This is a genomic window from Streptomyces sp. NPDC052040 (assembly GCF_044548405.1).
In the GTDB taxonomy this organism is placed as follows: Bacteria; Actinomycetota; Actinomycetes; order Streptomycetales; family Streptomycetaceae; genus Streptomyces.
The window spans coordinates 218789-239870 of record NZ_JBIUBV010000004.1 but is presented as its reverse complement, the minus strand read 5'-3'; the positions used below and the strand labels follow the sequence as shown (position 1 = coordinate 239870).

Genomic DNA, 21082 nt, shown 5'->3' with positions numbered 1-21082 from the left:
TCCCTTCGTGTCGAACGAGCAAGAGCTACAGGTACTCAACCCGGCCACCGAGGAGGTCGTCGCCACCGTCCCCGCCGCCACCGCGGCCGACGTGGACACCGCCGTCGTACGGGCCGCACGGGCGCAGACCGCGTGGGCTGCGCTCGCCCCCGGCGACCGCGCCCGGCTGCTGCGCCGCTTCGCCGTGACCGTCGACGACCACCTGGAGGAACTCGCCCGGCTGGAGGTCCGCGAGGCGGGCCACACGATCGGCAACGCCCGCTGGGAAGCGGGTAACGTCCGCGATCTGCTCGACTACGCGGCCGGGGGAGTGGAGCGGCTCACCGGACGGCAGATCCCGGTCCCGGGCGGTCTGAACGTCACCCTCCTCGAACCGCTCGGCGTCGTGGGCGTCATCGCCCCCTGGAACTTCCCCCTGCCGATCGCCGCCTGGGGCACCGCTCCCGCACTCGCGGCCGGCAACGCAGTGCTCCTGAAACCCGCCGAGACGACCCCCCTGACCGCCCTGCGCCTGGCCGAACTGGCGCTGGCGGCGGGCCTGCCGGAGGGCCTCTTCCAGGTGCTGCCCGGCCACGGCCCGGTCGCGGGCAACGCCCTGGTCGAGCACCCGGGCGTGGCGAAGATCGTCTTCACCGGCTCGACGGCCGTGGGCAAGCAGGTCCTGGCCAAGGGCTCCGCCCTGCTCAAACGCGTCACCCTCGAACTCGGCGGCAAGAGCCCCAACATCGTCTTCGCCGACGCCGACCTCGACGCCGCCGCGGCCGCCGCCCCCATGTCGTTCCTCGACAACTCCGGCCAGGACTGCTGCGCCCGCACCCGCATCCTCGTCCAGCGCTCCGTCTACGACCGCTTCCTCGACCTCCTCGCCCCCGCGATCGAAGCGGTCGTGGTCGGCGACCCGGCCGAGGAGAGCACCCAGATGGGCCCGCTGATCTCCCGCGCCCAGCTGGACCGGGTCCGCGGCTACGTCGACGCGGGCGCCCCCGGCATCCGCGGCAAGGCCCCCGAGGGCCCCGGCTTCTGGTTCCCGCCGACCGTCCTCACCGGGGTCGAGCCCCGGGCACGGGTGGCCGTCGAGGAGGTCTTCGGGCCGGTCGCGGTCGTGCTGCCCTTCGAGGACGAGGCCGACGCGATCCGCCTCGCCAACGACACCCCCTACGGCCTCTCGGGCTCCATCTGGACCCGGGACGTCGGCCGGGCGCTCCGGGTCTCCGGCGCCGTCCGCGCGGGCAACCTGTCCGTCAACTCCCACTCCAGCGTCCGCTACTGGACCCCCTTCGGCGGCTTCAAGCAGTCGGGGATCGGCCGTGAACTCGGCCCGGACGCCCTGGCCGCCTTCACCGAAACCAAGAACGTCTTCATCAGCACGGAGGGCCCCGCACAGTGACCACGCAGACACCGGACATCATCTGCCGCCGCCTGACCGGCCGGACCGCCGTCGTCACCGGAGCCGGCAGCGGCATCGGACTCGCCACCGCCCGCAGGCTCGCCGCCGAGGGCGCCCATGTGGTCTGCGCCGACGTCGACGAGACCCGTGGCAAGGCCGCCGCCGACGAGGTCGACGGGCTCTTCGTCAAGGTCGACGTCACCGACCCCGAGCAGGTCGAAGCGCTCTTCAAGGCCGCCTACGACACCTACGGCAGCGTCGACATCGCCTTCAACAACGCCGGCATCTCCCCGCCCGACGACGACTCCATCCTGGAGACCGGACTCGACGCCTGGAAGCGGGTCCAGGAGGTCAACCTGACCTCCGTCTACCTCTGCTGCAAGGCCGCGATCCCCTATATGCGCCGCCAGGGCAAGGGATCCATCATCAACACGGCGTCCTTCGTCGCCCGTATGGGCGCGGCCACCTCGCAGATCTCCTACACCGCCTCCAAGGGCGGGGTGCTCGCCATGTCCCGGGAACTGGGCGTGCAGTTCGCCCGCGAGGGCATCCGGGTCAACGCCCTGTGCCCCGGCCCGGTCAACACCCCGCTGCTCCAGGAGCTGTTCGCCAAAGACCCCGAGCGGGCCGCACGCCGACTGGTCCACATCCCGGTCGGCCGCTTCGCGGAGGCCGAGGAGATCGCCGCGGCCGTGGCCTTCCTGGCCAGCGACGACTCCTCCTTCGTCAACGCCACCGACTTCCTGGTGGACGGCGGTATCGCGGGCGCGTACGTCACTCCCCTGTAGACCGGGGACCGGCAGACAGACCGGAGACCGGACCGGGGCACCGGGGTCGCGGCCGCCGTCACGGCGGCCGCGACCCGTGCGCCGGAGACACCACGGATGTCAGAGAAAGGTGCGGCCCTCGCCGCGATACGTCGGCACGGTCGCGGCCACCTCGTCGCCCCGCACCAGGTGCAGCGCGTCGAACCGCTCGCACATCTCGCCCGCCTTGGCGTGCCGGAACCACACCCTGTCGCCGATCAGCAGGTCGTCGGCGGGCGCGCCCAGCAGCGGGGTCTGCACCTCGCCCGCACCCTCCTGGGGGTCGTAGGCGAGGCCCTCTGGCAGATACGGCACGGGCAGCCGGTCGGGGCCCGCCGCGCCCGAGGCCGGGTAGCCGCCGCCCAGCACGGTGACCACCCCCACCCCAGGCCGCCGCACCACCGGCTGGGCGAAGAGCGCGGCCGGGCGTCCGTGGAAGGACGTGTAGTTGTCGAAGAGCCGCGGAACGTAGAGCCCCGAGCCCGCCGCGATCTCGGTCACCGCGTCCTCGGCAGCCGTGTACTGCACACTGCCGGTGCCGCCGCCGTTGACGAACTCCAGGTCCGGCGCCACGGCCCGGACGGCCCGCACCACCTCCGCCCGCCGCTCGGCCAGCTCCCTGCGCGCCGCGGCCTGCATCAGCCGGATCGCCCGCGACCGCAGCGGCCGCCCCGGCACGGCGTCACCGACCCCGGCGACATGGCCCTCGTACGCCATCAGACCCACCAGCTGGAAGCCCGGCGTACGGGCCACCACCCGGGCCAGTTCCGCGACCCGGGCGGCCGAGTGCAGCGGCGAGCGCCGCGCGCCGACCCGGATCCGCCCGCCGAGCAGCCGCAGCGAGGTGTCCAACTCGAGGCAGACACGCACCACTTCGGTGCCGCCCTCCCGGGCGTCGTCGATCAGTCGCAGCTGGGCCGGGTCGTCGACCATCACCGTGACCCGGGCGGCCAGTTTGGGGTCCGCCGCCAGTTCGGCGAAGGCCCGCCGGTCGGCCGACGGATAGGCGAGCAGCACGTCGTCGAAGCCGGACCGGGCCAGCCACAGGGACTCGGCGAGGGTGAAGGACATGAGGCCCGCGAAACCCTCGCGGGACAGCACGCGTTCGAGCAGGGCCCGGCAGCGTACGGACTTGGAGGCGACCCGGACCGGTTTGCCTCCGGCCCTGCGCACCAGGTCGTCGGCGTTGGCGTCGAACGCCTCCAGATCCACGATCGCGAGGGGGGCGTCGAGATGGGCGGTGGCCCGGTCGTAGCGCGACCGGTCGGCGGCGCGGGCAGTCATGAACGAAGCCTGCCAGATGCGAATTCCGCAGGGTAGAGGGACGATCCGGGCAGATGCCCCGGTGCCGGTGACTGGTTCTCGATCCCCCGGCATCAACCCGTAGAGTGACGCGCACGCGGGACGGGACGCGAGCCGCCCGGGCGCATGCGCCGGGGATGGCGCTCCGTCCGCGCGGGTATGCCTGCCCGGTGACGGGGGCACGTCCCGCACCGCGCGTACGGACCGCTCCCCGCGGGCGGTCGAACTCCCCGGGAGACCCCCGGGAGTGCCTGGCCACAACGAAACGGGGGGTGCATGAGCACGGAAGCGCGCCGCGCCTCCATCCCTCCGCGACCCGTCGTCCCGCCCCGCCCGTCGGGCCCTCCGGCCCCGGCACCCACGGAGCCCGACCGAACGCCCCCCGCCACCCCGGCCCCACCCCGGCCCGCGCCCCACGGAGGCACAGCGGTCCCGCCCGGGCCCACGCCCCAGGAACGCCCCCCTGTTCCGCCCCGGCCCGCGCCTCAGGAGCGCGCCGCTGTTCCGCCCCGGCCCGCCTCCCAGGGAACCGCCGTGGTCCCGCCCCGGCCCGCCTCCCAGGGAACCGCCGCCGTCCCGCCCCGTCCCGAGCAGCCGCCGCGGCAGCCGGGCGGGATCCCCGCAGCCCAGGGCGGCTCCCACGGCCCGCTGCCCCAGCCGGGCGCCGGGCAGTCGGCCCCCCGCCGCCCCGGCGCTCCCACCCGCCCCTTCCGCCTCGAACCCCCGAGCCCCCGACGTCCGGCAGCGGGGAGCGCTGTGTCCGGTGCTACGGCCCCTCGTGTGCCCGGCGATCCTGCGGCCCCGGGTCCCGGCACCACGACGCCTCCCGCACCCGGAGGTCCCGCGGCCCCGCACTCCGCCGCGCCCCCGCTTTCAGCCACGCCCCCGCTCTCCGCCTCGGCATCCGATGTGCCCGGCACCGACGGCCATCACCGCCCCCCGGCCCCCTGCGCGGACCGGCAACCGCCCGCCCAGCCGGTCCCCGACCAGCAGCCTCTGAACCGACAGCTGCCCGACCAGCCGATCCCGGCCCAGCCGATCCCGAACCGACAGCCGCCCGACCGGCCGACCCCGACCCTCCGGACCCCGACCCTCCGGCCCCCGGACGGCCGGACCCCAGACGGCCGGATCCCGAACCTCCGGACCCCGGACCGGCAACGCACCCCCGCCGAGCCGCCCCCGCCCGTGCCCTCCGCGCGGTTCCCGGATGCGCCGCCGCGGACGGGTGGCCGACCGGCGCCGGGTGCGGAGGGCCTGTCGGCCGAGGGCATCGTGGAGCCGACCGCGCGCCCGCGGACCGGTGGCCCCGACGAGGTCCGCCGTGCCACCCCGGCACGCCCTGTCGTCACCTTCGCCGAGCCCGACATCCAGGACGCCGACACCGCACGCCCGCGGCTGCTCGGCGTCCTGATGGGGCCCCGTACCGCCGGGGCCGCCGTCTGCCTGGTCCTCGGTCTCGGACTCATCGGCGGTGCCGCGACCGGCGGTTGGCTCAGCGACGACGGGACGGACGGGGGAGCGCGGGGAACGTACGCCGTGGCCGGAAGCATCTGGCACGAGGTGCCCGTCGACCAGCTCTTTCCGGCCACCGTGCAGGGCCCGGGTGCGGGCCCCGGCGGCGCCGACCGCACCTGGACCCGGGTCGCCGTCGCCCCCGACAGCGGCTGCGCGGACGCCTTTGACCCGCTGCTGCGCAAGGCCCTCGCCCCCGTCGGCTGTCTGCGGCTGCTGCGCGCCACCTACACGGACGCCACCCGCAGCCAACTCACCACCGTGGGGCTGCTGTTCACCCAGGCCGACTCCGCCGCCATGAGCGCCTTCGCGGCCCGCTTCCAGCGCGAGGGGCTTGGCAGCCGTACCGATCTGATGCCCCGTCCGTACGCCGCCGAGGGCACTCTCGCGGCGGACTTCGGCGACCTCCAGCGGGCCTCCTGGACCATCTCGGTCCGCACCGATCTGCCCGTCGTCGTCTACGCCGTCTCCGGCTTCGCCGACGGCCGGGACGTCACCGAACCGCAGCCCGCCGCGGACGCCATGAAGGCCGGTGCCACCACGGCCCCCGCCCAGGCGGGCCTCGGTTTCGAGGCGACCGGGCTGGCCGGCCGGATCGTGGCCGCCCTCCGCAAGAGCGTCACCGCGGCCACGGAGAAGCCGTCATGAACCCCGCCACCGCCGCCGCCCCCACCACCACCCACACCGCGTCCGCGACCCGCCGCCGGACCGCGGCCCGTCTGCTGACCGCCCTGCTCGCGGGCTCCCTGGCGCTGGGACCGTCCACCGCCGCGCACGCCGACGGCATCCGCGCCCAGGAGTGGGCCCTCGACGCCCTGCACGCCCAGCAGGTCTGGCAGACGACCAAGGGCCGGGGCATCACCGTCGCCGTGCTCGACACCGGCGTCGACGGGACCCACCCCGACCTGGCGGGCAACGTACTGGCCGACCAGGACATGGTGGGCTTCGGCGCCCGGCGCGGCGACCGTCCCTGGGCCCGGCACGGCACCGCCATGGCCGCGCTCATCGCCGGTCACGGTCATGGCCCCGGCGACTCCGACGGTGTCATCGGCATCGCCCCCGAGGCCAGGATCCTCCCGGTCCGCGTCATCCTGGAGGACGGTGACCCGGCCCGGGCCAAGGCCCGCACCACCCGGGGCAACGCCCTCGCCGAGGGCATCCGCTGGGCCGCCGACCACGGCGCCGACGTCATCAACCTCTCGCTCGGCGACGACTCCGACTCCGCGCACCCCGAAGCGGCCGAGGACGAGGCCGTGCAGTACGCCCTGAAGAAGGGCGTCGCCGTGGTGGCCTCGGCCGGAAACGGCGGCGACAAGGGCGACCACATCTCGTATCCGGCGGCCTACCCGGGCGTCATCGCCGCCACCGCCGTGGACCGCAACGACAGCCGCGCCTCCTTCTCCACCCGCCGCTGGTACGCCACGGTCAGCGCGCCCGGTGTCGACGTCGTCATCGCCGACCCCGACCGCAAGTACTACGACGGCTGGGGCACCAGCGCGGCCTCCGCCTTCGTCTCGGGTGTCGTCGCGCTGGTCAAGTCGGCCCGGCCCGGCCTCACCCCCGCCCAGATCAAGCGGCTCCTGGAGCAGACCGCCGGGGACGCCCCCACCGGCGGCCGCGACGACTCCCGCGGCTACGGCTTCGTGGACCCCGCGGCGGCCGTGCGGGCCGCGCTGAAGCTCAAGCCGGGGGACGGGGGAACCGCGGCGTACGACAACACGTACTTCGGGCCGGGCCCCGACGCAGCCGGTGGCGGCGCGGGCTCCCCGGACTGGGCGGTCCCGGTGGCGGGCGGCCTGGGCGCGGTACTGCTGGCGGCCGCGGTGGTGCTGTGGCGGGGCCGCTTCGGAAGGCGCCGTCCGCGGGGCCTGTGACACCGGCTCCGCCCCGGCACCCGCGAACCCCTCAGCCAGGGGCCTCAGTGAGGACCTTCAGTCAGGAGCCCAGGTCCGGGTCGTCCATGATCACGGAAACCGCCGCCCGCGCGGCCGCCTCCACCAGCGAAATACCCTTCTCCTTCGTGGAGCTGCCGCGCGACAGCACCGCCACCAGGAGGTCGTGGCCGCGGCCCGTGACCCGCCCGATGCTGTTGACCACCCACAACCCGGTCGTGCTGCGCGGCAGCCAGCCGTTCTTGAGCGCCCACCGGCCGTCGTCCGCGGCCGCCGAGACACCCCAGCGCTGACCCTCGGCGATACGGCCCATGAGCCCTTGGAGACAGGCCCGGGAGGCCGCGTCCAGCTCCGAGTCGTCCCCGAACACCTGCCCAAGGAGGGCTAGTTGGTCGGCCGCGGTGGTCCGGGTCAGCCCCCAGAGCGTGCCCTCGCCGCCCCGGGTGTCCGTCAGCCCGAACCGCCGGTTCGCGCGGTCGAGGCCGTCCGACTGCCCGATCACCGTCCACAGCGCCGACGCGGCGGCGTTGTCGCTGTCCTCGATCATGGCCGTGGCCCACGCCCGCTCTTCGCCGGTCAGCCGCCGGTCCGCGTCCTGCGCCCGGAGCAGCAGGGCCGCCAGGATGCCGACCTTGACGATGCTGGCGGTCTCGAAGGCGGCGTCGCCGTGGACGGCGCTTCCGCCCGGGCCCGCCACGGCCACCGACAGCTCCGCGCCGTCCTCGACGGCCAGCCCCCGCATGGCCTCCGCCAGCAGTGCGCCCCGGCCTGCCGAGGTCCTCACCGCACTGTCCACCGATGCCTCCCGGGTCCCCGGACCGACGCAGGGGGCGCCGCCACAGCCCGCGACGAGACGATACGGCGCGCGCCCCCACTCCACGCGGCCCCCCGCGCGCCCCAGCACCCCCACGCCCCGGCCCCACGGGCCCCAGGGGCGGCAGGGCTCCGCCCCGGACCCCCCGATAGGGTCGGTGACCGTGGCGAACAAGAACATTCCCGACTCCGGCTTCTCCGACGACGACGGCACCGCCGACCCCCGGCTGAGCGCGGCGCTCGCCGCCTGGGCCGAGGACCGCGGCGCGGTGGCGCCCGTGCTGGAGGCGCTCCGGAGCGCGCGGCTGCTCGTACCCGTGGTCGCGGTCCTCGGAGAGGTGGAGGAGGACGAGAACGGCCTGCGCCGCGAGAAGACCAGCGACATGGCCGTACCCACGCTCCGGGCCGGGAACCGCACGGCGCTGCCCGCCTTCACCTCCACCGACGCCCTGGCGCGCTGGGACCCCGCCGCCCGCCCCGTCGCCGTACCCCTGCACCGGGCGCTCCAGGCGGCGGCGCACGAGAAGGCCGACACGATCGTGCTGGACATGTCAGGACCGGTGCCCTTCGAACTGACCGGCCCCGCGCTGCTGGCGCTCGCCGAGGGACGCACCAGCGCCGACCCGCTCGCGGACCCCGCGGTGCGCGAGGCCGTACGTACCGCCGTCGCCGCGGAACCGTCGGTGGTCCGCGCCCATCTGGGCCCCGGCGAGGCGGACGGCACCCTGGCCCTCGTTCTCGACCCGTCGGCGCCCCCGGCCGAGGCCGCGCGCGCCGTCGCCGGGCGCCTGGCGGCCGACGAGACCCTGCGGGCCCGCCTGGTCCGGGGCCTCGACCTGGCCCTCCTCCCGGCCGGCACCACACCTCCGGGCGAGCCCCTCTACATCCGGGGATGAACCGTTACGGCGGGGCCGCGGGGCGACAGACCACGCCCGCCCCGCGCCCAGCACACCCGGGCAGAAGCCCAGCCCCCGGGAAGAAGCCCAGCACGGCCCGGACAGAAGTCCGGGCCGACCGTGAACCGGCCGACCCGTGTACATAGTGTTGCCCTCCCGGCCGGTGAACCGGCCCGTCCGAACCGGCCCGTCCGAACCGGCCCGCCGTCTCAGCCGTAGACCGCCCCGGTGTACTTCTCGCCCGGACCCTGCCCCGGCTCGTCGGGGACGATCGACGCCTCGCGGAACGCCAGCTGGAGCGACTTCAGGCCGTCGCGCAGCGGAGCCGCGTGGAAGGAGCTGATCTCCGTCGTGCTCGCGTCGAGCAGACCGGCGAGGGCGTGCACCAGCTTGCGGGCCTCGTCCAGGTCCTTGTGGGTGTCGCCGTCCTCGGTCAGACCGAGCTTCACGGCGGCGGCGCTCATCAGATTGACGGCGACGGTCACGATCACCTCGACGGCGGGGACCTCCGCGATGTCGCGGGCCATGGCGTCGAAGTCGGGGTTCTCGGCGGCGGCCGGGGATTCCCCGGGGGAGGTGTCACTCATGCCCCACACGATAGGCCCCGGGCCGCCCCCACCTGCGCGCGGGCGGGGGCGGCGGCACGGGCCGCGGACGCCCGGCGCAGGCCGGTTCGCGCCGGTGCAGGGAAGCTGCTAACCTTGTGTGACGACCGGCCGTGCACGGATGTGCCCGGCCACAAGTGGAGGCTCCGATCTCCCACCTGACCGCCCCTCGAGGCGGCGGGTCACCGGTCAGGCGGCCCCCACCGTTCCGTACGGACGGTGGAGTCGTCCGAAAGTGCGCCCCGCGGTCACCGCGGCGGTGCTCCGGAAGGTTCGGAGTCCCGCCTGTGTTCCGTCCGGGGCATTTTTCATGCGCCGCGATGGTTTGGTCATCATGTCATCCAGACATACGCGGCTGTCCGCCGGACCGCCGCAGGTGCTACCGAGGAGGATCCATCAGCGCCGAGCCCCGCATCAACGACCGGATTCGCGTTCCCGAGGTGCGACTTGTCGGTCCCAGCGGCGAGCAGGTCGGCATCGTGCCGCTTGCCAAGGCCCTGGAGCTTGCGCAGGAGTACGACCTGGACCTGGTCGAGGTCGCGGCGACCGCCCGACCGCCCGTGTGCAAGCTCATGGACTACGGGAAGTTCAAGTACGAGTCGGCCATGAAGGCCCGTGAGGCGCGCAAGAACCAGGCGCACACGGTCATCAAGGAGATGAAGCTCCGGCCGAAGATCGACCCGCACGACTATGACACCAAGAAGGGTCACGTCGTTCGGTTCCTCAAGCAGGGCGACAAGGTCAAGATCACGATCATGTTCCGTGGTCGCGAGCAGTCCCGGCCCGAGCTGGGCTACCGGCTGCTTCAGCGTCTCGCGGAGGACGTCCAGGACCTCGGTTTCGTCGAGTCGAACCCGAAGCAGGACGGCCGGAACATGATCATGGTTCTCGGTCCGCACAAGAAGAAGACCGAGGCGATGGCCGAGGCCCGTCAGGCACAGGAGGCCCGCAAGGCGGAGCTGCGCCAGGGCCGGGGTGGAGCGTCCGCGGAGACGGAGCCGGAGCCGGAGACGGCACCGGAGACGCCCGCCGAGACTCCCACCGAGGAGCCTGCCGAGGCGTGATCCCGGGGCGAAGGCCCCGGGGGAGCACCGGACGTACGGACGTACGGACCGCCGCCAGGCGCTCGTACGGACCCCGGAAAAAGCCCGGGACAACCGTCCCAGGATGTAACCGAAACAAGAGCGACACTCCAATCGTGCCCGGTTTTCACGACCGGGCACCGGAGTGCCACCGACGAGGAGAGAACGGCGCTATGCCGAAGAACAAGTCGCACAGCGGTGCCAGCAAGCGCTTCAAGATCACCGGCTCCGGCAAGGTGCTCCGTGAGCGCGCCGGCAAGCGCCACCTGCTCGAGCACAAGTCGTCCCGCGTGACGCGTCGCCTCACCGGCAACGCCGAGATGGCCCCGGGCGACGCCGCGAAGATCAAGAAGCTTCTCGGCAAGTGACGCGACGGCGCCACCTGAGCGCCGTTCGTCTGGACCGGGACCCAATCGTTTCCGGGTCGTGTGAAGACCCCCACGACCCCGCTACAAGGAGTTAAAAAGTGGCACGCGTCAAGCGGGCAGTAAACGCCCACAAGAAGCGCCGGGCGATCCTCGAGCAGGCCTCCGGCTATCGCGGTCAGCGTTCGCGCCTGTACCGCAAGGCCAAGGAGCAGGTCACCCACTCGCTGGTCTACAACTACAACGACCGCAAGAAGCGCAAGGGCGACTTCCGTCAGCTGTGGATCCAGCGCATCAACGCCGCTGCCCGCGCCAACGGCATCACCTACAACCGCTTCATCCAGGGTCTGAAGGCCGCCAACGTCGAGGTGGACCGCAAGATCCTCGCCGAGCTGGCCGTCAACGACGCGAACGCGTTCGCCGCGCTCGTCGAGGTCGCCCAGAAGGCGCTGCCGTCGGACGTGAACGCCCCCAAGGCGGCCTGAACGCCCCGCCGGCGCAGCCGACGTGACTGAAACGGACCCGCAGGCTGATACAGCCTGCGGGTCCGACTGTGTCCGCCACCCATCGCCGCACCGGGCGCCCACCGCCGGACACCGCCCCCTGAACTCCCGAAGGTGACACGCATGCCCCCCGCCGCCCCCGAGCCGATCTCCCCCCGCTCGCCCCGCGTCAGCGCGGCGCGACGGCTTGCCAAGCGGAACTTCCGGGGCAAGGAGCGGCTGTTCCTCGCCGAGGGACCGCAGGCGGTGCGGGAGGCCGCCGGGCACCGGACGGCCGCCGGGCCCACTCTGGTCGAACTCTTCGCCACCCCGGAAGCCGCCGGGCGCTACGCGGACATCCTGGAGCAGGCGCACGACGCCGGAGCCCGCGTCCACCTCGCGCCCGAGGACGTCATCGCCGACATCTCCACCACCGTCACCCCCCAGGGGCTGGTCGGCGTCTGCCGTTTCCTCGACACCCCCTTCGACGAGATCCTGGCCGCTCGCCCCCGGCTCGTCGCCGTCCTCGCCAACGTCCGCGACCCCGGCAACGCCGGGACCGTGCTGCGCTGCGCCGACGCCGCCGGGGCCGAGGCCGTCGTCCTCACCGACGCCTCCGTCGACCTCTACAACCCCAAGGCGGTGCGCGCCTCCGTCGGCTCCCACTTCCACCTCCCGGTCGCCGTCGGCGTGCCCGTCGAACGCGCCGTGGCGGGCCTGAAGGAGGCCGGGGTGCGGATCCTGGCCGCGGACGGGGCGGGCGACCGCGACCTCGACGACGAGCTGGACCGGGGCACCATGGGCACCCCCACCGCCTGGGTCTTCGGCAACGAGGCCTGGGGGCTGCCGGAGGAGACGCGCGCCCTCGCGGACGAGGTCGTCCGGGTGCCCATCCACGGAAAGGCCGAGAGTCTGAACCTCGCGACCGCCGCCGCCGTATGTCTCTATGCCTCCGCACGGGCACAGCGCGCCTACGGAGGGTGCCGTTCCGTCACCCGCGGCTAGTAGGGTGACGGGCTCGGCGTCCCCTTTCCGGCTCCAGGACCGAGCGGGGAGGCGGGTCCGCCGCGCCGGACGAGAGGTGAGGTACGGGGATGGGCGTCGGCACGAGCAGGGCACCGGGAGCACGGGACGCGCACCCCGCGCCCGCGCCCCGGAGCGGTGATCTCGCCGGACCCGGCCTCGACCCGGACGAACTCCCCGACGGACTGGTGATCGCGGACGAGCACGGCCGCGTCATCTGCTTCAACGCCGCCGCCGCCCGGATCACCGCCCTCCCCGCCGCCGAGGCCCTCGGCCGCACCCTCGACCGGGCGCTGCCCCTGGAGGACCTGGAGGGGCGGCGCTGGTGGCAGCTGACCGACCCCTACGGAGGGCTCGCGATCCGGGTCGGCCAGCCCGAGCGGAACCTGCTGCTGCCCCGGGGGCGCGAAGTCCTCGTCTCGGCCCGCTATGTGCGCATGCACCCGACCGGACCCGTCCACCGCGTCGTCGTCTCCCTGCGCGACACCGAGGCGCGGCGCCGCACCGAGCGCAGCCACGCCGAACTGATCGCCACCGTGGCCCATGAGCTGCGCTCGCCCCTCACCTCCGTCAAGGGCTTCACGGCCACCCTGCTCGCCAAGTGGGAACGCTTCACCGACGACCAGAAGCGGCTGATGCTGGAGACCGTCGACGCCGACGCCAACCGCGTCACCCGGCTCATCGCCGAGCTGCTCGACATCTCCCGCATCGACTCCGGGCGGCTGGAGGTGCGCCGCCAGCCCGTGGACATGGGCGCGGCGGTCGGCCGGCACATCCAGGCCTATGTCGCCGCGGGCCAGCCCGCGGACCGCTTCCTGCTGCGCATCGAACAGCCCCTGCCAGGCCTGTGGGCCGACCCCGACAAGATCGACCAGGTGCTCAGCAACCTCATCGAAAATGCCGTGCGCCACGGCGAGGGAACCGTCACGATTGACGTCACACCGGCGGTGTCCCCCCGCGAGGGCAAGGACGAACAGAACACCGCCACCTCGGTCACCGTGAGCGACGAGGGCCCCGGCATCCCGGAGGAATCCATGAACCGCGTCTTCACCCGCTTCTGGCGGGGCAGCAAGCGCGGTGGCACCGGGCTCGGGCTCTACATCGTCAAGGGCATCGTCGAGGCCCACGGCGGCACCATCACGGTCGGCCGCGCCCGCAGCGGCGGCGCGGAGTTCCGATTTACCCTGCCCGTGGGGACCCCGGCGTATCTCCTGTAGGCGCCGCCCGGGCCCCCACGGGCGCATTCGCTTTCCCCGGCACCGTTAGACTCGGCCTTTGGCACCTTTGCGTCCCGAAAACCGGAGACGACTCAGCCGCGAGTCGGTGACGGGGACCCTCAGCCAGCCAATCGGAAGCACGGGAAGAGATGTCGGCACCCAATAAGTCGTACGACCCTGTCGAGGTCGAGGCCTTGAAACCGGAAGAGATCGAGCGCATGCGGGACGAGGCGCTCGCCGCCTTCGCCGCCGCGGACTCCCTCGACGCGCTCCACGAGGCCAAGGTCGCCCACACCGGCCCCGCCTCGCCGCTGGCCCTCGCCAACCGCGAGATCGGCGCCCTCCCCCCGCACGCCAAGGCCGAGGCGGGCAAGCGCGTGGGCATGGCCCGCGGCGCCGTCAACAAGGCCCTCGCCGGCCGCCAGGCCGAGCTGGAGGCGGAGCGGGACGCCCGGGTGCTGGTCGAGGAGTCGGTGGACGTCACACTGCCCCACGACCGGGTACCGGCCGGGGCCCGCCACCCGCTGACCACGCTCTCGGAGCGCATCGAGGACATCTTCGTGGCCATGGGCTACGAGGTCGCCGAGGGCCCCCAGGCCGAGGCGGAGTGGTTCAACTTCGACGCCCTCAACATCGGTCCTGACCACCCCGCCCGCGGTGAGGCCGACACGTTCTTCGTGCAGGCCCCGGGCGGCGGCGACTCCGGTGTCGTCCTGCGCACCCACACCTCGCCGGTGCAGATCCGCTCCCTGCTGGAGCGCGACCTGCCGGTGTATGTGATCTGCCCCGGACGCGTCTACCGCACCGACGAGCTGGACGCCACCCACACGCCCGTCTTCCACCAGGTCGAGCTGCTCGCCGTGGACGAGGGCCTGACCATGGCCGATCTCAAGGGCACCCTGGACCACATGGTCCAGTCGCTGTTCGGCGAGGGCATGAAGACCCGGCTGCGGCCGAACTTCTTCCCCTTCACCGAGCCGAGCGCCGAGATGGACATGCTCTGCTACGTCTGCAAGGGCGAGTCCGTCGGCAACCCCGACCGGCCCTGCCGCACCTGCTCCTCCGAGGGCTGGATCGAACTCGGCGGCTGCGGCATGGTCAACCCGCGGGTGCTCACCGCCTGCGGCGTCGACCCCGAGAAGTACAGCGGCTTCGCCTTCGGGTTCGGCATCGAGCGGATGCTGATGTTCCGCCACAACGTGGAAGACATGCGAGACATGGTCGAGGGTGACGTCCGGTTCACCCGGCCGTTCGGGATGGAGATCTGATGCGGGTCCCGCTTTCTTGGCTGCGGGAGTACGTCGACCTGCCGGCCACCGAGACCGGCCGTGACGTCCAGGCCAAGCTCATTTCGGCGGGCCTCGAGGTCGAGACCGTCGAGCAGCTCGGCGCCGACCTCAAGGGGCCGCTGGTCGTCGGCCAGGTGCTGACCATCGAGGAGCTGGAGGGCTTCAAGAAGCCCATCCGCTTCTGCACCGTCGACGTCGGGCAGGCCAACGGCACCGGCGAGCCCCAGGAGATCGTCTGCGGCGCCCGCAACTTCGCGGTGGGCGACAAGGTCGTCGTGGTCCTCCCCGGCGCCACCCTGCCCGGCGGCTTCTCCATCGCCGCCCGCAAGACCTACGGCAAGGTCTCGCACGGCATGATCTGCTCCACCGAGGAGCTGGGCATGGGCGACGACGGCGGCCACGGCATCATCGTGCTGCCGCCGGAGACCGAGGCCGGCAAGGACGCCATCGAGCTGCTCCAGCTGGTGGACGAGGTCCTCGACATCGCCGTCACCGCCAACCGCGGCGACTGCCTCTCCCTGCGCGGTGTCGCCCGGGAGACCGCCATCGCCTACGGCCTGCCGCTGCGCGACCCGGCGCTGCTCGACGTCCCGGCGCCCAACGCCTTCGGCCCCTCGGTGAAGATCTCCGAGCCGCGCGGCTGCGACCGCTTCACCGCCCGCACCGTGACCGGTCTCGACCCCGAGGCCCGCTCCCCGATCTGGTTGCAGCGCCGCCTCCAGAAGGTCGGCATGCGCCCGGTCTCCCTCGCCGTCGACGTCACCAACTATGTGATGACGGAGCTGGGCCAGCCGCTGCACGCCTACGACCGCAAGCTGGTCCAGGGCACCATCGGCGTCCGCCGGGCCGAGGAGGGCGAGAAGTTCACGACCCTGGACGGCGTCACCCGTACGCTGCACTCCGAGGACCTCGTGATCACCGACGACCGCGGCCCCATCGGCCTCGCGGGCGTCATGGGCGGCGCCAACACGGAGATCGCCGACCACGCCGAGGACCCGCAGAACGCGACCACCGACGTCGTCATCGAGGCCGCGCACTTCGACCAGGTCTCCGTCGCGCGCACCGCCCGCCGTCACAAGCTGTCGACCGAGGCCTCCCGCCGCTTCGAGCGCGGTGTCGACCCGCAGGCCGCCTCCGCGGCCGCCCAGCGCACCGCCGACCTGCTGGTGCTGCTGGCGGGCGGCACCGCCGACGCCGGTGTCACCGAGGTCATCGCGCCGTCCGCGCCGCACAGCATCGCCATGCCCGCCGACCACCCGGACCGGGTCGCGGGCGTCGGCTACGGGCGCGAGACCGTCGTACGCCGCCTCCAGGAGGTCGGCTGCGACGTCTACGGGCAGGACGAGCTGATCGTCACCGTCCCGTCCTGGCGGCCCGACCTCACCGACCCCAACGACCTCGCCGAAGAGGTCATCCGCCTGGAGGGCTACGAGAACCTGCCTTCCACGCTGCCCAAGCTCCCCTCGGGCCGCGGTCTGACCCACCGTCAGCGGCTGCACCGCCGGGTCGGCCGGGTCCTCGCCGGGGAGGGCTATGTCGAGGCGCCCAACTACCCGTTCATCGGGGAGCAGGTCTTCGACCAGTTCGGCCTTGCGGCCGACGACCCGGCCCGCCGGGTCGTCACCCTGGTCAACCCGCTCAACGACGAGGAGCCCGCGCTCCGTACGACGCTGCTGCCGGGCCTGCTCGCCGCGCTGCGCCGCAACGACGGCCGCGGCTCCCACGACCTGGCGCTGTTCGAGACCGGCCTGGTCTTCCACCCCCGCGCCGGGGACCCCGCCGAGGCGTCGGAGCAGCGCACCGCCCTGCATCTGACGGTCGACCGCCGCCCGACCGACGAGGAGATCGCCCGGCTGAACGCGGCGCTGCCCGAGCAGCCGCGCCATGTCGCCGCCGTCCTCGCGGGCGCCCGCGAGCAGGCCGGATGGTGGGGCAAGGGCCGCCCTTCCGACTGGGCCGACGCCGTCGAGGCGGCCCGGACCGTCGCCCGCGAGGCCGGTGCCGAACTCGTCGTCCGCAAGGGCCAGTACGGGCCCTGGCACCCCGGCCGCTGCGCCGAGCTGGCAGTCGTCGTGGACGGTACCGAGCGGGTCGTGGGCCACGCGGGCGAACTGCACCCGCGTGTGGTGAAGGCGCTGGGCCTGCCGGAGCGCACCTGCGCCATGGAGCTGGACCTCGATGCGCTGGAGCAGGCGGGCGACACCGTCCCGCAGGCGCCGCACATCTCGTCCTTCCCGGTCGCCACCCAGGACGTCGCCCTGGTCGTGGACCGCGCGGTGCCGCACGCCGACGTGGAGGCCGCGCTGCGTGAGGGCGCGGGCGAACTCCTGGAGGCGATCCGGCTGTTCGACATCTACGAGAGCGCCCAGCTCGGCGAGGACAAGAAGTCGCTTGCGTACGCGCTGCGCTTCCGCGCCTCCGACCGCACCCTGACCGTCGACGAGGCTTCCGCGGCCCGTGACGCGGCGGTCGCGCTGGCGGCGGAGCGCACCGGGGCGGCCCTGCGCAGCTAGGGCCTCCCGTAGGCACCCTGCCGTGGACAAGGGGAGCCGCGCCGCCGGTGGTCAGTGGTCCGAGAGGACCGCGACCGGCGGCGCGGCTCCCCTTTGCGGTGCTCCGACGTGGCGTGCCCTCCAGCCCTGAGCCGGCCAGGCGCCAGGCGCTGCCCCTGTCATGTCCCTCCCGCCGTCGCGCCGTCCGCCCCGCCACGGAGTGTCGGGCAGGCGGCGGGCGGACGGCGCGAGCCGGGCCGCCGCACTGTATGAGGGGGAGCCGACGGCCCGTCGGCCCCTTGGGAGGGGTTTCAGTCAAGCGGCCGGAAACCCCCGGCAACAGCGCACACGCAGCCCGGATGCGCGCACTCCGTTCACACCCCGTGTGAAGGCAGACGCACTACGCTTTCCGCACGGAGCCACCGGAGGGCAATCCATGCAGCCCAATACCCTGCTCGACGCGATCCTCGACGAGGCCGGGATCTCCCACGCGGGACTCGCCGCGCATGTCAACCAGGCGGGCCGGGCGCGCGGACTGGCGCTCAGATACGAACACACCGCCGTGGCACGGTGGTTGAAGGGCCAGCGCCCGCGCGGCCAGGTGCCCGACCTGATCTGCGAGGTGCTCGCCGTCCGGCTGCACCGCCCCGTGACCCTCGACGACATCGGCCTCGGGGTGCCCGGCGAACAGGCCGTCCCGAACGGCTCGGGCCTGTCGGGCTTCGTGGAGCGGGCCACCGCCCTGTGGCGCTCCGACGAACAGCAGCGCCCGCATCTCCTCGACGCCCCCGCGGTCACCGGCACGCCCGCCGTGATGCCGGTGTGGGAGTGGGAGAACCCGCCCGAGGACGTGGACGTCTCCCGCGGCGGCCCGCACCGGGTCACCCCCGCCGACCTGGAGATGCTGCGCGCCGCCCGGGCCCACTACGAGCAGCTGTACCGCAAGGCGGGCGGTATCGCGACCCGCAGCCGGATCGTCGGCTTCCTGAACTCCGAGACCGCGCCGCTGCTGCGCGGCAGCTACACCGACGCCATGGGCCGCCAACTGCACCGCGCCACGGGCGGCCTGGTGGCGATCGCCGGGATCTGCTCCTACGACTCGGACGCCCACGGCCTCGCCCAGCGCTACTTCCACCAGGCGCTGCGCCTCGCGAAGGCCAGCGGGGACCGGGGCCTCGGCGCGTATGTGATAGCGCTGCTGGTCAACCAGTCCTTATTCATGAGGGAGTACCGGCAGGCCGTCGCCTTCGCCGAGGCCGCGCTGCGCACCGCGGGCACGCACATCACCCCGGCCCTCGCCTCCGACCTCTATGCGATGCAGGCGAAGGCGTACGCCCATCTCGGCGACGCAAGTGGCGCGTTGGCCTGCATCCGGCGGGCGGAGTCGGCGGCAGAGCGCATCCGGCGCGGCCATGAGCCGGACGAGACCGGCTATGTGCAGCCCGGTCTGGTCAATGTCCAGGTCGCGGAGGCGCTGCTCAGCCTCGGAGATCTGACGGCGGCGGGGGAGCACGCCGCGGCCGCCGTCGGCACCCCCGCGCACGACCGCGGCCGGGTGCACCGGCTCGCCATGCTCAGCCAGATCGAACTGCGCCAGGGCGACGCCGACAGAGCCGCGGCCACCGCGGTCGAAATGGCCGAGCGGGCCCGGGGGACGGAGTCCATGCGGCTGCGCGACAGACTGCGGGCGGTACGCGAACACCTGGTGCGCAGCGGCTGCGCCGGAACGGCGGAGGCGGCCGAACTCATCGACGGCGCCCTGCGCGTACCGCTGTAGAAGCCCCCCGGCCCCATTCCGGCGCCGTGCGCCGGTGTGAGCCTGCTGAGCCACCGCTCCTGCTGGGATATTGCCACTTACTCAGCGGAAGGTGGCAGAACCGTGCAGTGGACGAAACTGAACGAACAAACTGTGTATGCAAACCGCTGGTTCAGCGTCAACCTGGCGGATGTCGAGGTACCCAACGGCCCCCGTCTCGACCACTTCCTGATCCGGCTGCGGCCCGTCGCCGTGGCCACCGTGGTGAACGAGGCCAACGAGGTGCTGCTGCTGTGGCGGCACCGCTTCATCACCGACAGCTGGGGGTGGGAACTCCCGGCAGGGGTCGTCGAGGACGGCGAGGAGGTCGTCGCCGCGGCGGCCCGCGAACTGGAGGAGGAAGCAGGGTGGCGGCCGGGACCGCTGCGCCATCTCATGAGCGTCGAACCGTCCAACGGACTCACCGACGCCCGGCACCATGTCTACTGGGCCGACGAGGGTGAGTACGTCGGACATCCCGTGGACGACTTCGAGTCGGACCGCCGGGAATGGGTTCCCCTCAAGCTCGTTCCCGACCTGGTCGCCCGCGGAGAGGTCCCGGCCGCCACCATGGCGGCCGCGTTACTGCTGCTGCACCACCTCAGGCTCGGGCAGGACGCGCTGACCTGATCCCCACCGCTAGCGGCCCAGTGCCTGCCAGACGGCCACGACGACCGCGCCCACCGCCGTGAGGGCGGCCACCGCGGGCAGCGGCCAGCGCGTATGCTCCAGCGCCACCACCCTCAGGCTCAGTTCGTCGAGATCCTTGGCGGTTTCTGCGGCACGATGCCTGAGCAGTGCCAGCCCGCCCTCGACGCGGGCTTGCTCCACATCGAGGCAACGGCGTAACTCTGCGACTTCTCCATGGACCACGGGATGCTCGGGGTCGGCGGTCACGGGTCCGCTCCTTTCCGTAGTCGTCACATCCCTTGCATGCGCATGAAGAGTCAACCCGCCTGGTGGACGCGGGGGGAGCGTGTGCGCAGGGCATATGCGTGTCCCCGCCGCACACACCGTGTGAATGCCACGGGCCCGGCACCAGGAATCGGTGCCGGGCCCGTAGGCGCCGGAACATCACACGCCGTGACCAAACGGGGCGGACAACCCCGGATCACGCCTGACCGCCGGATCAGTAGCTGTAGAACCCGCACCCCGTCTTGCGCCCCAGACGGCCCGCGTCCACCATGCGCTGGAGCAGCGGGGGAGCGGCGTACAGGGGCTCCTTGTACTCCTCGTACATGGAGTTGGCGATCGAGACGATGGTGTCCAGGCCGATCAGGTCGGACAGTTTCAGCGGGCCCATCGGGTGGGCGCAGCCCATCTCCATGCCGTTGTCGATGTCCTCGCGGCTCGCGATGCCCGACTCGAACATCCGGACGGCGGAGAGGAGATACGGCACCAGCAGGGCGTTGACCACGAAGCCCGAGCGGTCCTGGGCGCGGATCGCGTGCTTGCCGAGCGCCTTCTCCGCGAACAGCTGGGCCCGGCTGAGCGTGCCCTCGGAGGTGGTCAGCGCCGGGATCAGCTCGACGAGCTGCTGCACCGGGGCCGGGTTGAAGAAGTGAATGCCGACCACCTGGTCCGGCCGCGAGGTGGTGACCGCGAGCTTGACCAGCGGGATCGAGGAGGTGTTGGAGGCGAGGATCGCGTCCGGGCGGGTCACCACCTGGTCGAGCACCTGGAAGATCTCCGTCTTCACCTGCTCGTTCTCCACGACCGCCTCGATCACCAGATCGCGGTCCGCGAACTCCCCGAGGTCGGTGGTGAAGGTGAGGCGCGTCAGCGCCGCCTCCCGCTCCTCCTCGGAGATCTTGCCCCGCTCGGCCGCCTTGGACAGCGAGTTGTACAGCCGGGTCCGGCCGATCTCCAGGGCCTCGCCGGTGGTCTCGGCGACCTTGACGTCCAGTCCGGCGCGGGCGCACACCTCGGCGATGCCCGCTCCCATCTGGCCGCAGCCCACCACTCCGACGCGTTCGATGTCGGTCACATCGTCCCTTTCGCTGATCATCGGGCCTGGGAGGGGCCCGTGCACCGCACCGGCTCGCCGCGCGATCACCGGACGCCCTCCGGCAGGTCCCCCGTGTCCGGTGCCTGCTCTCGACCCTGCACGTTACCCCCGGCGTG

The 21082-nt window shown here is 73.1% G+C and carries 19 protein-coding genes; 14 read left to right on the top strand and 5 right to left on the bottom strand.

Annotation, left to right across the window (positions count from 1 at the left end; translation table 11 throughout):
* Positions 1 to 7: 7 nt before the first annotated feature.
* Both ACIHAA_RS11835 and ACIHAA_RS11830 read left to right on the top strand, forming a co-directional pair.
* Positions 8 to 1387, top strand: coding sequence for an aldehyde dehydrogenase family protein (locus ACIHAA_RS11835; RefSeq protein ID WP_399815806.1), 1380 nt, complete (start codon positions 8 to 10; stop codon positions 1385 to 1387).
* Positions 1384 to 2175, top strand: coding sequence for a 3-oxoacyl-ACP reductase (locus ACIHAA_RS11830; RefSeq protein WP_399815804.1), 792 nt, complete (start codon positions 1384 to 1386; stop codon positions 2173 to 2175). The genes ACIHAA_RS11835 and ACIHAA_RS11830 overlap by 4 nt, the downstream gene beginning before the upstream one ends.
* A 99-nt stretch (positions 2176 to 2274) precedes the next feature.
* On the opposite strand, the gene ACIHAA_RS11825 is transcribed toward ACIHAA_RS11830, so the two are convergent.
* Entirely contained in the window at positions 2275 to 3477 is a 1203-nt protein-coding gene (locus ACIHAA_RS11825; protein WP_399815802.1) for an amino acid deaminase/aldolase, read from the bottom strand.
* 1290 nt (positions 3478 to 4767) lie between these two features.
* Between ACIHAA_RS11825 and ACIHAA_RS11820 the strand changes: the two genes are divergently transcribed.
* A complete protein-coding gene (locus ACIHAA_RS11820; RefSeq protein ID WP_399815801.1) occupies positions 4768 to 5655 on the top strand; it encodes a hypothetical protein in 888 nt (295 codons plus the stop codon).
* Positions 5652 to 6881, top strand: coding sequence for a type VII secretion-associated serine protease mycosin (gene mycP, locus ACIHAA_RS11815; RefSeq protein ID WP_399815799.1), 1230 nt, complete (start codon positions 5652 to 5654; stop codon positions 6879 to 6881). Before ACIHAA_RS11820 ends, mycP begins: the two co-directional genes overlap by 4 nt.
* A 61-nt stretch (positions 6882 to 6942) precedes the next feature.
* Here the strand turns inward: mycP and ACIHAA_RS11810 are convergent, their stop codons facing one another.
* Positions 6943 to 7641 carry a serine hydrolase gene (locus ACIHAA_RS11810; protein WP_399816135.1) on the bottom strand — a complete coding sequence of 233 codons (699 nt, stop codon included), beginning with the start codon at positions 7639 to 7641 and terminating at the stop codon, positions 6943 to 6945.
* A gap of 235 nt (positions 7642 to 7876) precedes the next feature.
* Here ACIHAA_RS11810 and ACIHAA_RS11805 point away from each other — a divergent pair, with 235 nt between their 5' ends.
* Positions 7877 to 8608: an SseB family protein gene (locus tag ACIHAA_RS11805; RefSeq protein ID WP_399815797.1), complete on the top strand. Its 732-nt coding sequence runs from the start codon at positions 7877 to 7879 to the stop codon at positions 8606 to 8608.
* Positions 8609 to 8817: 209 nt separating this feature from the next.
* On the opposite strand, the gene ACIHAA_RS11800 is transcribed toward ACIHAA_RS11805, so the two are convergent.
* The gene (locus ACIHAA_RS11800; protein ID WP_399815795.1) at positions 8818 to 9195 is read right to left on the bottom strand and encodes a DUF1844 domain-containing protein; all 378 of its coding nucleotides are present in this window, start codon (positions 9193 to 9195) and stop codon (positions 8818 to 8820) included.
* A 338-nt stretch (positions 9196 to 9533) separates the two neighbouring features.
* Between ACIHAA_RS11800 and infC the strand changes: the two genes are divergently transcribed.
* The 9 genes from infC (at position 9534) to ACIHAA_RS11755 (ending at position 19588) form a co-directional block, all read left to right on the top strand.
* Positions 9534 to 10277 (top strand): translation initiation factor IF-3, encoded by a 744-nt coding sequence (infC, locus tag ACIHAA_RS11795; RefSeq protein ID WP_399815793.1) that lies wholly within the window; start codon positions 9534 to 9536, stop codon positions 10275 to 10277.
* 191 nt (positions 10278 to 10468) lie between these two features.
* Entirely contained in the window at positions 10469 to 10663 is a 195-nt protein-coding gene (gene rpmI / locus ACIHAA_RS11790; protein WP_003977225.1) for a 50S ribosomal protein L35, read from the top strand.
* Between the two features lie 98 nt (positions 10664 to 10761).
* Positions 10762 to 11145, top strand: coding sequence for a 50S ribosomal protein L20 (rplT, locus tag ACIHAA_RS11785; RefSeq protein WP_006141703.1), 384 nt, complete (start codon positions 10762 to 10764; stop codon positions 11143 to 11145).
* 141 nt (positions 11146 to 11286) lie between these two features.
* Positions 11287 to 12147, top strand: coding sequence for a TrmH family RNA methyltransferase (locus tag ACIHAA_RS11780; RefSeq protein ID WP_399815791.1), 861 nt, complete (start codon positions 11287 to 11289; stop codon positions 12145 to 12147).
* An 89-nt stretch (positions 12148 to 12236) separates the two neighbouring features.
* A complete protein-coding gene (locus ACIHAA_RS11775) occupies positions 12237 to 13382 on the top strand; it encodes an ATP-binding protein (protein ID WP_399815789.1) in 1146 nt (381 codons plus the stop codon).
* Between the two features lie 149 nt (positions 13383 to 13531).
* Positions 13532 to 14650: a phenylalanine--tRNA ligase subunit alpha gene (gene pheS, locus ACIHAA_RS11770; protein ID WP_399815787.1), complete on the top strand. Its 1119-nt coding sequence runs from the start codon at positions 13532 to 13534 to the stop codon at positions 14648 to 14650.
* On the top strand, positions 14650 to 17184 hold the full coding sequence (pheT, locus tag ACIHAA_RS11765; RefSeq protein ID WP_399815785.1) for a phenylalanine--tRNA ligase subunit beta: 2535 nt from the start codon (positions 14650 to 14652) through the stop codon (positions 17182 to 17184). Before pheS ends, pheT begins: the two co-directional genes overlap by 1 nt.
* A 415-nt stretch (positions 17185 to 17599) precedes the next feature.
* Complete coding sequence (locus tag ACIHAA_RS11760; protein ID WP_399815783.1) at positions 17600 to 18940, top strand: transcriptional regulator; 1341 nt, start codon at positions 17600 to 17602, stop codon at positions 18938 to 18940.
* A 102-nt stretch (positions 18941 to 19042) separates the two neighbouring features.
* Positions 19043 to 19588, top strand: coding sequence for an NUDIX domain-containing protein (locus tag ACIHAA_RS11755; protein WP_399815781.1), 546 nt, complete (start codon positions 19043 to 19045; stop codon positions 19586 to 19588).
* Between the two features lie 9 nt (positions 19589 to 19597).
* Here the strand turns inward: ACIHAA_RS11755 and ACIHAA_RS11750 are convergent, their stop codons facing one another.
* Entirely contained in the window at positions 19598 to 19855 is a 258-nt protein-coding gene (locus ACIHAA_RS11750) for a hypothetical protein (protein WP_399815779.1), read from the bottom strand.
* A 232-nt stretch (positions 19856 to 20087) separates the two neighbouring features.
* A complete protein-coding gene (locus tag ACIHAA_RS11745; protein ID WP_399816133.1) occupies positions 20088 to 20945 on the bottom strand; it encodes a 3-hydroxybutyryl-CoA dehydrogenase in 858 nt (285 codons plus the stop codon).
* Positions 20946 to 21082: the final 137 nt, after the last annotated feature.

What these genes read in the sequence shown, in the direction of transcription:
- mycP (WP_399815799.1), top strand. Translation starts at nt 5,652, where the DNA reads ATGAACCCCGCCACCGCCGCCGCCCCCACCACCACCCACACCGCGTCC.
- ACIHAA_RS11800 (WP_399815795.1), bottom strand. Translation starts at nt 9,195, where the DNA reads ATGAGTGACACCTCCCCCGGGGAATCCCCGGCCGCCGCCGAGAACCCC.
- rpmI (WP_003977225.1), top strand. Translation starts at nt 10,469, where the DNA reads ATGCCGAAGAACAAGTCGCACAGCGGTGCCAGCAAGCGCTTCAAGATC.
- pheS (WP_399815787.1), top strand. Translation starts at nt 13,532, where the DNA reads ATGTCGGCACCCAATAAGTCGTACGACCCTGTCGAGGTCGAGGCCTTG.
- ACIHAA_RS11780 (WP_399815791.1), top strand. Translation starts at nt 11,287, where the DNA reads ATGCCCCCCGCCGCCCCCGAGCCGATCTCCCCCCGCTCGCCCCGCGTC.
- ACIHAA_RS11775 (WP_399815789.1), top strand. Translation starts at nt 12,237, where the DNA reads ATGGGCGTCGGCACGAGCAGGGCACCGGGAGCACGGGACGCGCACCCC.
- infC (WP_399815793.1), top strand. Translation starts at nt 9,534, where the DNA reads ATGGTTTGGTCATCATGTCATCCAGACATACGCGGCTGTCCGCCGGAC.
- ACIHAA_RS11825 (WP_399815802.1), bottom strand. Translation starts at nt 3,477, where the DNA reads ATGACTGCCCGCGCCGCCGACCGGTCGCGCTACGACCGGGCCACCGCC.
- ACIHAA_RS11760 (WP_399815783.1), top strand. Translation starts at nt 17,600, where the DNA reads ATGCAGCCCAATACCCTGCTCGACGCGATCCTCGACGAGGCCGGGATC.
- ACIHAA_RS11810 (WP_399816135.1), bottom strand. Translation starts at nt 7,641, where the DNA reads ATGCGGGGGCTGGCCGTCGAGGACGGCGCGGAGCTGTCGGTGGCCGTG.
- pheT (WP_399815785.1), top strand. Translation starts at nt 14,650, where the DNA reads ATGCGGGTCCCGCTTTCTTGGCTGCGGGAGTACGTCGACCTGCCGGCC.